This is a genomic window from Streptomyces coelicoflavus (assembly GCF_045041415.1).
Classification (GTDB): domain Bacteria; phylum Actinomycetota; class Actinomycetes; order Streptomycetales; family Streptomycetaceae; genus Streptomyces; species Streptomyces coelicoflavus.
This window is the reverse complement of sequence record NZ_CP108218.1, coordinates 4,520,750-4,534,603: the sequence shown is the minus strand read 5'-3', so window position 1 is coordinate 4,534,603 and position 13,854 is coordinate 4,520,750. Positions and strand designations below refer to the sequence as shown.

General features: G+C 74.1%; 11 protein-coding genes. 5 read left to right on the top strand and 6 right to left on the bottom strand.

Annotation, left to right across the window (positions count from 1 at the left end):
• Window positions 1–36: 36 nt before the first annotated feature.
• Window positions 37–783, top strand: coding sequence for a response regulator transcription factor (locus OHA99_RS20110; RefSeq protein WP_405697050.1), 747 nt, complete (start codon window positions 37–39; stop codon window positions 781–783).
• The gene (locus OHA99_RS20105; RefSeq protein WP_405697048.1) at window positions 780–2,255 is read left to right on the top strand and encodes a sensor histidine kinase; all 1,476 of its coding nucleotides are present in this window, start codon (window positions 780–782) and stop codon (window positions 2,253–2,255) included. Before OHA99_RS20110 ends, OHA99_RS20105 begins: the two co-directional genes overlap by 4 nt.
• Here the strand turns inward: OHA99_RS20105 and OHA99_RS20100 are convergent.
• Window positions 2,239–4,077 (bottom strand): bifunctional metallophosphatase/5'-nucleotidase, encoded by a 1,839-nt coding sequence (locus OHA99_RS20100; RefSeq protein ID WP_405697046.1) that lies wholly within the window; start codon window positions 4,075–4,077, stop codon window positions 2,239–2,241. The genes OHA99_RS20105 and OHA99_RS20100 overlap by 17 nt on opposite strands.
• A gap of 231 nt (window positions 4,078–4,308) precedes the next feature.
• Between OHA99_RS20100 and mshD the strand changes: the two genes are divergently transcribed.
• Window positions 4,309–5,238 carry a mycothiol synthase gene (mshD, locus tag OHA99_RS20095; RefSeq protein WP_153179127.1) on the top strand — a complete coding sequence of 310 codons (930 nt, stop codon included), beginning with the start codon at window positions 4,309–4,311 and terminating at the stop codon, window positions 5,236–5,238.
• A 23-nt stretch (window positions 5,239–5,261) separates the two neighbouring features.
• On the opposite strand, the gene OHA99_RS20090 is transcribed toward mshD, so the two are convergent.
• From OHA99_RS20090 to OHA99_RS20070, 5 genes are all read right to left on the bottom strand, one after another.
• Entirely contained in the window at window positions 5,262–5,918 is a 657-nt protein-coding gene (locus OHA99_RS20090; RefSeq protein ID WP_194280023.1) for an ABC transporter, read from the bottom strand.
• Complete coding sequence (locus OHA99_RS20085) at window positions 5,906–7,426, bottom strand: ABC transporter permease (protein ID WP_153179126.1); 1,521 nt, start codon at window positions 7,424–7,426, stop codon at window positions 5,906–5,908. The genes OHA99_RS20090 and OHA99_RS20085 overlap by 13 nt, the downstream gene beginning before the upstream one ends.
• A complete protein-coding gene (locus OHA99_RS20080) occupies window positions 7,423–8,283 on the bottom strand; it encodes an ABC transporter ATP-binding protein (protein WP_153179125.1) in 861 nt (286 codons plus the stop codon). The genes OHA99_RS20085 and OHA99_RS20080 overlap by 4 nt, the downstream gene beginning before the upstream one ends.
• Window positions 8,284–8,403: 120 nt before the next feature.
• Complete coding sequence (locus OHA99_RS20075) at window positions 8,404–9,273, bottom strand: zf-HC2 domain-containing protein (RefSeq protein ID WP_405697042.1); 870 nt, start codon at window positions 9,271–9,273, stop codon at window positions 8,404–8,406.
• Complete coding sequence (locus OHA99_RS20070; RefSeq protein WP_087790419.1) at window positions 9,270–9,812, bottom strand: RNA polymerase sigma factor; 543 nt, start codon at window positions 9,810–9,812, stop codon at window positions 9,270–9,272. Before OHA99_RS20070 ends, OHA99_RS20075 begins: the two co-directional genes overlap by 4 nt.
• Window positions 9,813–10,088: 276 nt before the next feature.
• Between OHA99_RS20070 and OHA99_RS20065 the strand changes: the two genes are divergently transcribed.
• Both OHA99_RS20065 and OHA99_RS20060 read left to right on the top strand, forming a co-directional pair.
• Window positions 10,089–12,347 (top strand): RNA degradosome polyphosphate kinase, encoded by a 2,259-nt coding sequence (locus OHA99_RS20065; protein WP_194280022.1) that lies wholly within the window; start codon window positions 10,089–10,091, stop codon window positions 12,345–12,347.
• A 274-nt stretch (window positions 12,348–12,621) separates the two neighbouring features.
• Window positions 12,622–13,770 (top strand): CHAD domain-containing protein, encoded by a 1,149-nt coding sequence (locus tag OHA99_RS20060; RefSeq protein ID WP_366473656.1) that lies wholly within the window; start codon window positions 12,622–12,624, stop codon window positions 13,768–13,770.
• The last annotated feature ends 84 nt before the right edge of the window (window positions 13,771–13,854 follow it).

The window sequence follows — 13,854 nt, the reverse complement described above, 5'->3', positions numbered from 1 at the left end:
GTACCCGTACCCGACCGCATCCGAGGACCCGAGCCCATGAGCCCCGCAGACGGCGACCGTGACCGCGACCGTGAGACCCAGCGCATCCTGATCGTCGACGACGAGCCGGCGGTCCGCGAGGCCCTCCGGCGCAGCCTCGCCTTCGAGGGGTACGACACCGAGGTCGCGGTCGACGGCGCCGACGCGCTGGAGAAGGCGGCGGCGTACCGCCCGGACCTCGTCGTCCTGGACATCCAGATGCCCCGCATGGACGGCCTGACCGCATCCCGCCGCATCCGCGGCGCGGGCGACCTGACCCCGATCCTGATGCTGACGGCCCGCGACACCGTCGGCGACCGGGTGACCGGGCTGGACGCCGGCGCCGACGACTACCTGGTCAAGCCCTTCGAGCTGGACGAACTCTTCGCCCGCATCCGCGCGCTGCTGCGCCGCAGCTCCTACGCGGCCGCCGTGGAGGCCACCGCCGCCGACGACGACACCCTCGCCTTCGCCGACCTCACCATGGACCTGGCGACGCGGGAGGTCACGCGGGCCGGACGCCCGGTGGAGCTGACCCGCACGGAGTTCACCCTGCTGGAGATGTTCATGGCGCACCCGCGCCAGGTCCTCACCCGGGAGCAGATCCTGAAGGCCGTCTGGGGCTTCGACTTCGAACCGTCGTCGAACTCCCTCGACGTGTACGTCATGTACCTGCGCCGCAAGACCGAGGCGGGCGGCGAGCCGCGCCTGGTGCACACCGTCCGCGGCGTCGGCTACGTCCTGCGGCAGGGCGGCGCCGAGTGACAGGCCTGGCCCGCCGGGTCCGCGCGCTGCCCATCCGGGCGCGGCTGTCGCTGCTGGTGGCGGCGGCGGTGGCGTTCGCGGTGGCGGCGGCGGCGGTCGCCTGCTGGTTCGTGGTCAAGAGCGTGCTGGTCAGCTCGCTGGACGAGGCGCTCAAGGCGAATCGCATGAGCAAGGCGCAGGTGAGCCAGTACGTCAACCTGCGCTCGGGTGCGTGCGCCCACGATCCCGTCACCCACGAGCAGAACCCCTTCGGCTCGTCCGTCCAGCTCGTGGACGGCACGGGCGGCAGCTGTCTCATCATCGGCACGCAGGAGATCCCGCTCAGCGACGCCGACCACGCCGTGGCCGAGGGCCGGTCCACCGACGCGCTGCACGACGCCACGGGGCCCGACGGCGCCCAGTACCGGGTCTACACCTACCAGGGGCTGCCCGAGCTGGGCGTGGCCGTCTCCGCCGCGCGACCACTGGGCGAGGTGAACCGCTCCCTCAACGACCTCGCCCTGGTGCTCGCGATCGTCGCCGGCGCGGGGGTCGTCGGCGCCGGCGCCGCCGGCCTGTGGGTGGCCCGGACCGGCCTGCGCCCCGTCGACGAACTGACCGAGGCCGTCGAGCACGTCGCCCGCACCGAGGACCTCACCGTGCGCATCCCGGTCGCGGACGACAGCGACGACGAGATCGCCCGCCTCTCCCGGTCCTTCAACAGCATGACCTCGTCCCTGGCCAGCTCCCGCGACCTGCAACAGCAACTGATCGCCGACGCGGGCCACGAACTGCGCACCCCCCTCACCTCGCTGCGCACCAACATCGAGCTGCTCACCCGCAGCGAGGAGACCGGCCGCCCGATCCCGGAGGCCGACCGCAAGGCACTGCTCGCCTCGGTCAAGGCCCAGATGACGGAACTGGCGGCGCTCATCGGCGACCTCCAGGAACTCTCCCGCCCCGACACCGGCCAGCACGAGGGCCGCACCCGCATCCTCGCCTGGCACGACGTCGTCGAGTCGGCCCTGCGCCGAGCCCGGCTGCGCGGCCCGGAGCTGACCATCGAGGCGGACGTGCACCCCTGGTACGTACGGGCGGAACCGGCGTCCCTGGAACGCGCGGTGGTCAACATCCTGGACAACGCCGTGAAGTTCAGCCCGGACGGCGGCACGGTCGACGTCCGCCTCGCCGACGGCGTCCTCACCGTCCGCGACCACGGCCCCGGCATCCCCGCCGACGAACTCCCCCACGTCTTCGACCGCTTCTGGCGCTCCCCGGACGCCCGCGCCCTGCCCGGCTCGGGCCTCGGCCTGTCCATCGTGGCGCGGACGGTGCAGCAGGCGGGCGGCACGGTGGGCCTGACTCCGGCCGGGGAAGGCAGCGGCACGGTGGCGACCGTACGGCTGCCGGGGGCGCCGGTGCCCCCGCCGGAGACGGGAGCCGCCGGCGGGGGCCGACCGGAGCCGGACGGGCCGCCTACCGCACGACCGTGATCCGGTCCGCCGCCGGGGGCGTGATCGGGGCGGTCGCCGAGGAGTTGGCCGTCAGGTACTGCTCGAAGGCCGCCAGGTCGTCCGCGCCGACCAGCTCGTTCGTGCCCTCGCCCAGCGTGGTGAAGCCGTCGCCGCCGCCCGCGAGGAAACTGTTGGACGCGACGCGGTAGGTGGCCGTCGGGTCGATCGCGGCACCGTTCAGCCGGATGGAGTCCGTGACGACGCGGTCCGCGCCCGACTTGGTGAGGTCCAGGGTGTAGGTGAGGCCGGAGGAGACCTGGAGGATCTTCGGGGCCGCCTCGTTGGGGCCGCTCACCTGCTCCTTGAGGACCTGGATCAGCTGCGCGCCCGTGTAGTCCTTGAGGTTCACCGTGTTGGCGAAGGGCTGGACCGTGAAGCCCTCGGCGTAGGTGACGACGCCGTCGCCCTCGGCGCCGGAGGCCGTGTAGGTCAGCGGGGCGCGGATGCCGCCCGGGTTCATCAGGGCCAGGTCCGTCTCCGGGTCCTGCGCCTTGCCGTACGCGAACTGCGCGTCGGCGATCAGGTCGCCCAGCGGGGACTCGGTGCCGTCGCGGTTGATGTCGGCGGAGACGTAGCCGATGGGGCGGTTGCCGATCGGGGCGGCGAGGGTGCTCCACCTGTCGATCAGCCGGGTCATGTCCGGCGCCTTCGGCACGTCACGGGTGACGACGTGGTTCGCCGACTTCACCGACGTACGGGCGATGTCACCCGTGGCGCGGTCGTACGTCAGCGTCGTGTCCGTGTACAGGCGGCCGAAGGACGAGGCCGAGGTGACCATGCGGGGGTTGCCCGCCGGGTCGGGGATCGTGCAGACGTACGCGTTGTGGGTGTGGCCGGTGACCAGCGCGTCGACCTGCGGCGTGATGTTCTTGGCGATGTCGACGATCGGGCCCGAGATGCCGTCGCCCGCGCCCGGGGAGTCGCAGTCGTAGTTGTAGGAGGACGAGGCCGGGAAGCCGCCCTCGTGGATGAGCGCGACGATCGACTTCACGCCCTGGCGTTGCAGCACCTTGGCGTACTTGTTGATCGTCTCGACCTCGTCCTTGAACTTCAGGCCCTTCACGCCCTCCGCCGAGACGATGTCCGGGGTGCCCTCCAGGGTCACGCCGATGAAGCCGACCTTGACGCCCCGCTGCTTCCACACCCAGTAGGGCTTGAGGATGGGCTTGCTCGTCTTCTCGTCCAGGACGTTGGCCGCGAGGTACGGGTAGTCGGCGCCCTTGAACTCCTTGTCCGAGTAGCAGCCCTCGGTGGGGTGGCAGCCGCCGTTCTGGAGGCGGGCCAGCTCCCTGGCGCCCTCGTCGAACTCGTGGTTGCCGACGCTCGTCACGTCCAGGTCGAGCTTGTTCAGCGCCTCGACGGTCGGCTCGTCGTGGAAGAGACCGGACAGGAGGGGGGAGGCGCCGACCATGTCGCCGCCGGCCGCGGTGATGGAGTAGCGGTTGCCCTTGCGGGCCTCGCGCAGGTGGGTGGCCAGGTACTCGACACCGCCCGCGTCGATCGTCTTCGTCGTGCCGTCCGGCTGGACCTCGGTGACGCGGCCGGAGGAACCGGCGGGCGGCTCCAGGTTGCCGTGCAGGTCGTTGAAGGACAGGAGCTGGACGTCCTGGTAGCGGCCGTGGCCGTGACCGTGGCCCTTGCCGTGGTCGCCGTGGCCCCGGGTGTCTCCGCCCGGGCTCGCCGACGCCGGCAGTGCCGCCGCGGCGAGCGCTCCGGCGGTGACGACGGTGGCGGCCGCGACGAGGAGGCGGCTGGTACGGCGTCTGCGACGCGGCTGGTGCGACTGTGCTGTGGCTGGCATGCGCCCCCCTGTGGGTGTGCGTGGCGCGAACCGCTGAGGAGACGGCTCGTCGGCGCAGCAGCCTAGAGTCAACGCGCGTAGCGCGACAGGGCTTCCGGGTTACGACCTGGTTTAACTTCGCCCCCCTCTTCGTCCCTCTCTTCCCCCTCTTCTTCCCCCTCTTCTTCGTCCTCTTCTTCGTCCTCGTCCGCTGCCGCCGCTTTGCCCCGCCCGCCCTTTACCCTCGTACGCATGACCAGCGACGACACCGTGCGGCCCGGCCGCCCCCGCTCGATCGAGACCCTCGCCGAACTCGCGCCGGAGCAGACCGACGCCGTCCTCGCCCTGCTCACCGAGGCGGCCCGGAACGACGGACAGCACGCCGTGTCCGAGCAGGGCCGGCTGCAACTGCGCGGCCCCGCGCGGGAGGGCGTCGCGCATCTCCTGCTCACCCTCGACGGCGGTGAACTCGTCGGCTACGCCCAGCTGGAGGGCACCGATCCGGTCGAGCCGCCGGCCGCCGAGCTGGTCGTCCACCCCTCGTACCGGGGCCACGGGCACGGGCGGGCTCTGGGCTCCGCGCTGCTCGCCGCGTCCGGCAAGCGGCTGCGGGTCTGGGCGCACGGCGGGCACTCCGCCGCCCGGCATCTCGCGCAGGTGCTCGGACTGTCCCTGTTCCGGGAACTGCGGCAGATGCGCCGCCCGTTGGCCGGCCTGGACCTGCCGGAGCCGGTGCTGCCGGAGGGCGTGAGCGTGCGCACCTTCGTGCCCGGCCGGGACGACGCGGCCTGGCTCGCCGTGAACGCGGCCGCCTTCGCCCACCACCCCGAACAGGGCTCGCTCACCCAGCGCGACCTCGACGACCGCAAGGCCGAGCCGTGGTTCGACCCGGCGGGATTCTTCCTCGCCGAGCGGGACGGCGAACTGATCGGCTTCCACTGGACCAAGGAGCACACCGAGGAGGGGCTCGGCGAGGTGTACGTCCTCGGCATCCGCCCCGACACCCAGGGCGGCGGCCTGGGCAAGGCCCTCACCACCATCGGCCTGCGGCACCTGGAGGGGCGGGGCCTGCCCACGGCGATGCTGTACGTCGACGCCGACAACAAGGCCGCGGTCTCCGTCTACGAGCGCCTCGGCTTCACCACCCACGAGACGGACCTGATGTACCGCACGGAGACGTGAGCCGCCGGGCCGTACGGGGCGGATCACCGACCGCGTCTTCGTCCCGACGGCTCCGGTCCGCACCCCGCTCCCAGCACGGCCACCGCCGCCGCCAGCACCGCCCACCGGTCGTGCCCGACGGACCAGCGCGGGTCGTCGGCCTGCACGAACAGCGCCCAGCCCTCCGGTGCCAGCAGGGGCATGAGAACGGCCGTGAACAGCAGGAACGCCGCGACGAACGGCCCCGGTCGCGCCTCGTCCGTCAGCCGTACCGCGAGGGCGGCGGCCGCGAGGGCGAGGGCGCCCACCGCCAGCGCCTCCAGGGTGACCCCGCCAACCGGGGGCCGGGACGCCGCGGGGGTCAGCAGCAGTACCGCCGTCCACCACAGCCCGGCGAGCGGCGCGACCAGGGCCACGCGCAGCGCCTGCCGGAGGAGCCTCGGGGTCGGCACCGGTGCGGTGAGGTGGCGGGCCGGGTCGTCCAGCAGGAAGGCCAGGCCCAGCGCCCCGACGAGGGCGACGCCCCGCAACAGCATGAGCGTCTGCCAGGGTGCCGGTTCGGCCCCCGTGGCGAGGGGGAAGCCGGCGACCAGCAGGCCGAGGGCTCCCGCCGCGGCCAGGGCACGCCAGGGCAGGGTGCGCCACAGCGGGACGGCCAGGTCCACCGTCAGCGTCCCCCGGACCGCCGTCAGTCCTCGCACGAGTCCGCCTTCTTCGGCCCGGGCACGCCGAGCAGTTCGGCGACGCGGGCGGTGGTGACACCCGGGGCGGTCAGTTCGGCCCAGTGCTCCTTCACCCGTGCCCCGGTCCCGGCGGGCGGATTCTCCAGCAGGCGGCGTACGACGTCCGTCTGGCCCTCCGTCATGGACAGCGGGTCGGTGGGCGACAGGACGATCGCGGAGCCCGTCACGCTGTCGTCGAGGCGGACCCGGCGCAGGGCGCCCATCGGGTCGTCCTGCCAGCTCAGGGAGAGCCACATGACGGTGACCATCCGCCCGTCGCACAGCTCGCTGCCGGCCGCCTCCGAGCCCGCGACGAGGACGGCGGCGACGGCACTGGAGAACTCGGGGACGCGGTTGCCGCCCCAGGCGGTGCCCACGGTCACCTGGCCGGCGCCGGTCAGCGCGGGGATCGCGGCGTCGGTCCCCGGCCCGTAGCGGGCGTCGATCCGCTGCCGTACGGTGAGCGGCCGGTCGTGCGCGGAGCCGCCGGCCACGGCCTGGACGCGGTCCACGACCCCGGCCCAGGTGCCGGTGCGCGGCGCCCACTCGGGGAAGGCGCAGTATTTCGAGCCGCCGTGCTCGGCGCAGGTCAGCTCGGGGTGCACCGAGGCGCGTTCGCGGGCCGCGGTCAGCTCCTTCGACGGCGTCGCGCCCCCGGCCTGGAGGATGCCGCCGGTCACCGTCGCCGCGAGGCTCAGGACGAGTCCCGCCCGGACGGCCGCGGTGCGCCCGCCCGAGACGGCCACCGCCAGGAGGGCGAGGCTCAGGGCCGCGCCCGCCAGGTACAGGGCGTGCCAGGCGGCGGGGCGCCCCAGCAGGTCGGAGGGCAGGGGGTCGGGGCCGGTGGTGGCGACGACCGGTGCCAGCCAGGACAGGCCGCTCGCCTCGCTCGGCCCGGTGCCGAGGACGAACACGAACAGCAGCACGACCACCAGCAGCGGCGCGGCGAAGGCCGACATCGTCAGACGGCCGAGCAGCACCCCGAGCGCCCCGAACGCCAGCACCGTCAGCGGCCCCACCGCCAGCTCGGCCGGTGAACCGTGCCCGACCGCACCCGGCTTGAACGCCTCCCAGCCGAACTGACCGGCCACGCACACGGCGGTGAGCAGGGCGGCCGGTACGACGGACAGCGCGTGGCCCGCCATACGGCGCCAGAGGGGCAGGACGAGGACCGAGAAGTGGTGCTCGGTGCCGTGGCGTTCGGAGCGGACGACCGCGCGTGCGGCGCCCAGCAGGACGGCGAGGCCGACGAGCATCGGCATGGACTGGGTGGCCCGGTCGGCGTCCTGGAGTGCGGGGTTGCCGTCCCAGGAATCCCGCGTACGCCAGACGATCCACGCGACGTACGCCACGAAGGCGATGACGACGGGGACGCTCAGCAGCAGCCTGCGTGCCTCGAACCGGGCGAGGGCGAGCACGGCCCGGGCCCCGCGGTCGTGGAGCGGTGCCCGCACGGGGGCGGACTCCTCCACCAGTACGGCGCTCACGCCGCCACCTCCGTGCCGGCGTCGTCGAGGACGAGCAGGTAGCCGTCCTCCAGGGCGGGTTCGGCCGGTTCGGCGCCCGGGGGCGGGTCGCCGACGTTCCGGAAGGAGCCGGTGCCGGTGCGCCATCCGGCCTTCGCGCCGGGGTCCTTCTCCGTGCTGCTCCACACCCGTCCGGCGGCCCGCTCGGTCAGCTCGGCCGGGGTGCCGTCGAAGCACACCGCCCCGGCCGCCATGACGATCACCCGGTGGCAGAGCATCGCCACGTCCTCGGTCTGGTGGGTGGACAGCAGCACGGTCCGCCCCTCCCCCGCCCCCGCGATCAGCTCTCTGAACCGCATCCGCTGCTCGGGGTCGAGACCGACGGTGGGCTCGTCGAGGACCAGGAACCCCGGGTCGCCCACCAGCGCGGCGGCCAGCGCGACCCGCTGCCGCATACCGCCGGACAGCTTCTTGATCCGGCGCCCGCGCACGTCCCCGAGGTCGACCTCCGCCAGGACCCGCCGCACCTCCCGGTGGCGTTCCCGGCGGTCCGCGAGCTCCTTCAGGATCGCCACGTAGTCGACGAACTCGAAGGCGGTGAAGTCCGGGTGGAAGCCGGGCGTCTGCGGCAGGTAACCGAGCCGCCGCCGCACCTCCTGCCGCCCCCGCGAGGTCCCGGGGTCGTGCCCGAGCACGGTGAAGGCACCCCGGTCGGCCGGCACGGCGGTGGCGAGCACCCGCAACAGCGTGGTCTTCCCGGCGCCGTTGGGCCCGAGCAGCCCGGTGACGCCCGGGGTCAGCCGCAGCGAGACGTCGTCGAGGGCACGGGTGCGCCCGTAGTTCAGGCCCAGCCCGGAGGCGGAAACGGTGGGGGTCATACGGCACTCCCGTACGTGAAGGGGATCAGGAGGTAAGGAGGGTGGGGCGGGGTGAGGGCAGGGTGGGGGCGGGGGGTGTGGCTCACGCGGTGCGGCGCGGCTCACGTGATGCCGCGTGGTTCACACGGCGCCGCGCCCCGAGACGTCGAACCGGTCGCGGAGCAGGAACAGCAGCCCCGCGCCCAGCGCCGCCACCAGCCCGGACACGCCCTGCCCGGCCGCGGTGAACGGCGCCAGCGGGCCGTCCGTGGACGCGCGTGCCGCGTCGGCGGCCAGCAGCACGGCGGCCCAGGCGCCCACGAGCACGGAGGGCGCGGCCACCGGCCCCAACCGGGGCGTCAGCGTCAGCCCGGTCGTGGTGAGGGCGAGCCCGGGAAGCAGCCAGGCCAGGGCGGCCGGCCCGAACCCGGGCAGGGCCAGACTGGCCAGGCCGCCCACCCCGAGCGCCACGACGAGCACGGCGACGGTACGGATCATCAGCAGCCGGAAGCCGTGCATCGGCGAGACGACGGCCATCTCGTGCGCGGGGTCGAGCACAGGCCCGTAGGCCAGCGCCACCGAGACCAACGGCAGCAGCGGGGCGCAGGCCAGGAACAGTGTGGGCCGGTCGGCGGCACCGGCCGCGACGGCCACGAGGAAGGTCACGAGCAGCACGGCGGTGAGCGCACCGAACCAGGACCGGCGCAGCACGGGGGTGGCCGCGAGCAGCCGGGCCGTGCCGTCGCCGGCGCCGCACCACGTCAGGAGCCGCTCGAACCGGCCCGGCCGGGGCGCGTCCAGCTCGGCGTCGAGCCGTTCCCAGCCCGCGTCCAGCGCGGCGGTGTCACTCACCCCGGCGAGCGTGCCCCGGCACGCGGCGCAGGCGGTCAGGTGGGCGTCGGTGGACCAGAGGGCGGGCGCCGCCAACTCGCCCCGGGCGTAGGCCCGCAGGTCGTCCTCGTCCACGTGCCAGGTGTGCCCGTCCCGGCGGCCGCTGTTCTCGATCCTCATGCCAGCGCCTCCCGCAGCTGCCGACGGGCCCGCATCGCCCGCGTCTTGACCGTGCCCGGCGGAATGCCGAGCAGGACGGCCGCCTCACGGGTGGTCAGCCCGTCGACGACGGTGGCCTGGAGCACCGCGCGCAGCTCCGGCGAGAGCCGTACGAGGGCGCCCGCGAGGTCGCCGTGCTCGACCCCGGCGAGGACGCGCTCCTCCGCCGAGACCTCGTCCCGGTGCCGCAGGCGGGCCAGCGCCTGCCGCAGCCGCCCGCGCGCGCCGTCGCCGCGCAGCGCGTCGATCAGCCGCCGCGACCCGATCCGCCACAGCCACCCGGCCACGTCCCCTTCCTCCCGGTAGCGGGCGCTGCCGCGCCACACGGCGAGGAAGGTCTCCTGCACGACGTCGTCGACCACGGCGTGGTCGGCGCAGCGGCCGCGCATGCGGGCGGTCAGCCAGGGCGCGTACCTGCGGTACAGCTCCTCGAAGGCGCGCCGGTCGGCATCCGCCGCGACGGCCCGCAGCAGCTCCCCGTCGCTTCTCGTTTCGCTCACATCTCCTCATCGCACGAGCCCGGCCGATCGGTTCACACGATCTCAGGGGGTGCGCCGGGACGTTCCGGAGGCCCGCAGCTATCCCACACGTCATGTCCCCGTAACCATCGATTCAGACAGCCTTGCGAGGCTCACCGAATGAAGCCGACCGAGCCAGAGCCTTCCGGGCCTGCCGGGCCGTCGGAGTTCTCGGGGTCCTCGGGTTTCCCGGGGCCCGCCGGGTTCTCCGGGTCCTCCGACGCGCCTGACTCGCGTGCGGCGCGGAAGAATGGGTTCATGAGGCAGCCGAACACCCAGGCAGAGGTCCAGCAGACGCAGCACTCCCAGCAGCCGCAGCCCTCCGTGGGCTCCCTCGCGGCGCACCGCCCGGACACCGTGGCCGCCACGGTCTCCGGCCTGGAGCCGGACATCGACGCCGACCTCGACGCGTACGAGGAGTCGGAGGAGTCCCAGGACGGCGGCGACCGCCTCCCGCAGGGCCGCTTCCTGGACCGCGAGCGCAGCTGGCTCGCGTTCAACGAACGTGTGCTCGAACTCGCCGAGGACCCGAGCACGCCGCTGCTGGAGCGGGCCAACTTCCTCGCGATCTTCGCCAGCAACCTGGACGAGTTCTTCATGGTCCGCGTCGCCGGCCTCAAGCGCCGTATCGCGACCGGGGTCGCCACCCGCTCCGCCTCCGGCCTCCAGCCCCGCGAGGTGCTGGACATGATCTGGGCCCGCTCCCGCGAGCTCATGGCCCGGCACGCCGCCTGCTTCCACGAGGACGTCGCCCCGGCGCTCGCCGAGGAGGGCATCCACCTGGTCCGCTGGAACGAGCTGGCGGAGAAGGAGCAGGCCCGCCTCTTCACCCTGTTCCGGCACCGGATCTTCCCCGTCCTCACCCCGCTCGCGGTCGATCCGGCCCACCCCTTCCCGTACATCTCCGGCCTCTCCCTCAACCTCGCGGTCGTCGTCCGCAACCCCGTCACGGGCCACCGCCACTTCGCCCGCGTCAAGGTCCCGCCGCTGCTCTCCCGCTTCCTGGAGGCCTCCCCGGGCCGGTACGTCCCCATCGAGGACGTCATCGCCGCCCACCTGGAGGAGCTGTTCCCGGGCATGGAGGTCCTGGAGCACCACACCTTCCGCCTCACCCGCAACGAGGACCTGGAGGTGGAGGAGGACGACGCGGAGAACCTGCTCCAGGCCCTGGAGAAGGAGCTGATGCGGCGGCGCCTGGGGCCGCCGGTCCGCCTGGAGGTCGAGGAGTCGGTCGACCGGGAGGTCCTGGACCTCCTCGTGCGCGAGCTGAAGATCGGCGAGGCGGAGGTCTACCCGCTGCCCGGCCCCCTGGACCTCACCGGCCTCTTCCGCATCCACAGCATCGACCGGCCCGAGCTGAAGTACCCGAAGTTCGTCGCCGGCACCCACCGCGACCTGGCCGAGGTCGAGTCCGCGTCCGCGCCGGACATCTTCGCCGCCCTGCGCACCAAGGACGTCCTGCTCCACCACCCGTACGACTCGTTCTCCACCTCCGTGCAGGCCTTCCTGGAGCAGGCCGCCACCGACCCGGACGTCCTCGCGATCAAGCAGACGCTGTACCGGACGTCCGGCGACTCCCCCATAGTCGACGCGCTCATCGAGGCCGCCGAGTCCGGCAAGCAGGTCCTGGTCCTGGTGGAGATCAAGGCCCGCTTCGACGAGTCCGCCAACATCAAGTGGGCCCGCAAGCTGGAGGAGTCCGGCTGCCACGTCGTCTACGGCCTGGTGGGCCTGAAGACCCACTGCAAGCTCTCCCTGGTCGTACGCCAGGAGGGCGAGACGCTGCGCCGCTACAGCCACGTCGGCACGGGCAACTACCACCCGAAGACGGCCCGTCTCTACGAGGACCTGGGCCTGCTCACCTCGGACCCGCAGGTCGGCGCGGACCTGTCCGACCTGTTCAACCGCCTGTCCGGCTACTCCCGGCGCGAGACCTACCGCCGCCTGCTCGTCGCGCCCAAGTCGCTGCGCGACGGCCTGGTCTCCCGCATCCACAAGGAGATCCAGCACCACCACGCCGGGCGCCCCGCCCACGTCCGCATCAAGGTCAACTCGATGGTCGACGAGGCCGTGGTCGACGCCTGCTACCGCGCGTCCCAGGCCGGGGTGCCGGTCGACGTGTGGGTGCGCGGCATCTGCGCGCTGCGTCCGGGGGTGCCGGGCCTCTCGGAGAACATCCGGGTCCGCTCCGTCCTCGGCCGCTTCCTCGAGCACTCGCGGGTCTTCGCCTTCGGCAACGGCGGCGAGCCCGAGGTGTGGCTCGGCAGCGCCGACATGATGCACCGCAACCTCGACCGCCGGATAGAGGCCCTGGTCCGGGTCACCGACCCGGCTCACCGGGCGGCCCTGAACCGGCTCCTCGAGAACGGCATGTCCGACGGCACCGCCTCCTGGCACCTCGGCCCGGACGGCGAGTGGACCCGGCACGCGACCGACGCGGACGGCCAGCCCCTGCGCAACATCCAGGAGATGCTCATAGACGCCCGGAGGCGCCGGCGTGGCACAGCGACACCTTGACCCGACGGACCCCACGACGACCACCGGACCGCCGGAACCCGCGAACGCGGGGACGGGGACCGGGACGGAAGCGGGCGCGGAGACGAGAGCGGGCGCGGGCGCGAACACGAACGCAGGGGCGGACGCGAGCGCGGGTACGGGCACGCGCCCGGGTACGGGCACGCGCACGAGCGCGAACGGGAGCCCCGGCACCGATCCGGGCGTCGGCACCGCCCCGGCGGTCGTCGCCGGTGACCCGCCCCCCGACGCGGACGCCGGCGCCCTCGCCGGCTACCTGCGCGCCCAGGCCACGGAGTTCCTGCGCGCGCTGCGCCGGCACCGCGAATCCGGGGCATCCGGGGCGTCCGGGGCGGGAGCGCCGGGCGGGGGAACGAGCGCGGGCGCGTCCGCCCCGGGCCGGGCGGCTCCGCCCGCCGACGACGTGGACGCGGTCCGCGCCCTGCGCCGTGCGGCCCGCCGCATCAGCGGCACCCTGCACACCTTCCAGCCGCTGCTGGACGCGAGCTGGGCCGAGGAGATGCGCCCCGAGCTGGCCTGGCTGTCCGGCACGCTGGCCCTGGAGCACGCGTACGCGTCCCGCCTGGAACGGCTGCTCCAGGCCCTGCACCGGCTGTCCGGCTCGGCGGCGTTCCCGGCCCCGCGCCCGGTGGGCCGGGCCGCCGCCACCGTGCCCGCCGGTGTGCCCGCCCCCGCCCGCCCGGCGTCCCCGGACCGCGGCAGCCTCACCGTGGGCGCCGCCAAGGCCGGCGCGCTGCTCGACCGGCAGCTGACCCTGGCCCGTACCCGGGCGCACTCCACGGCCCTCCAGGCACTGGGCAGCAGCCGCTTCCACGCCGTGGCGGACCAGGTCGCCTTACTGGCCAGCGAGGTCCCGCTGCGCGCCACCGGCCGCCCCGACCGTGGCCCCGCCCCCGCTGCCTCCGCCTCCGGCCCCGGGACCGCGCCCTTCGACCTGCGCCCGCTGGCCGCCGCCGCCGAGGAGCGCCTGACCGACGCCGTGACCGCTCTGCCGCTGGTCGCCGCGGGCAGCCCGTACAACGCCCAGGCACTGGTCCACGGACTCTCGCCGGACCCGGCCCCGCACCCCCAGGACGCGCCGTGGCACCAGGTCCGCCTGCTGCTGCGGCTGCACCGCTACGCCCTCGAGGCGCTGGCCGGTGCGGACACCGGGGACACCGGAGACAGCGGGAACACCGAGGCCGCAGTGGACGTACGGCTCCTCGCGGCCGGCGAGGCCCTGGACCGCCACCGCGACGCCTCGGAGGCCGCCGCGGCCGCCGCCCAGGCCGCCCGTACCCCGCGCATCGCACCGGCGACGGCGTACGCCCTCGGTGTGCTCCACGCCGACCAGCGGCATGAGGTGGAGGCGGCGAGGTACGCGTTCCAGCACAGCTGGCGCAAGGAGCCGATCAGGCTGCCGTAGGTACAGCCCGCAGGAACCACCCGTAGCAACAGCCACAGCGACAACCGGCAGGAGCGATCCCCCGGCACCACCGCGCAGGACGAC

Excerpts from the sequence above, each read along its gene's own strand:
- OHA99_RS20110 (WP_405697050.1), top strand. The coding sequence starts at position 37 with ATGAGCCCCGCAGACGGCGACCGTGACCGCGACCGTGAGACCCAGCGC.
- OHA99_RS20065 (WP_194280022.1), top strand. The coding sequence starts at position 10,089 with ATGAGGCAGCCGAACACCCAGGCAGAGGTCCAGCAGACGCAGCACTCC.
- OHA99_RS20075 (WP_405697042.1), bottom strand. The coding sequence starts at position 9,273 with ATGAGGATCGAGAACAGCGGCCGCCGGGACGGGCACACCTGGCACGTG.
- mshD (WP_153179127.1), top strand. The coding sequence starts at position 4,309 with ATGACCAGCGACGACACCGTGCGGCCCGGCCGCCCCCGCTCGATCGAG.
- OHA99_RS20080 (WP_153179125.1), bottom strand. The coding sequence starts at position 8,283 with ATGACCCCCACCGTTTCCGCCTCCGGGCTGGGCCTGAACTACGGGCGC.
- OHA99_RS20100 (WP_405697046.1), bottom strand. The coding sequence starts at position 4,077 with ATGCCAGCCACAGCACAGTCGCACCAGCCGCGTCGCAGACGCCGTACC.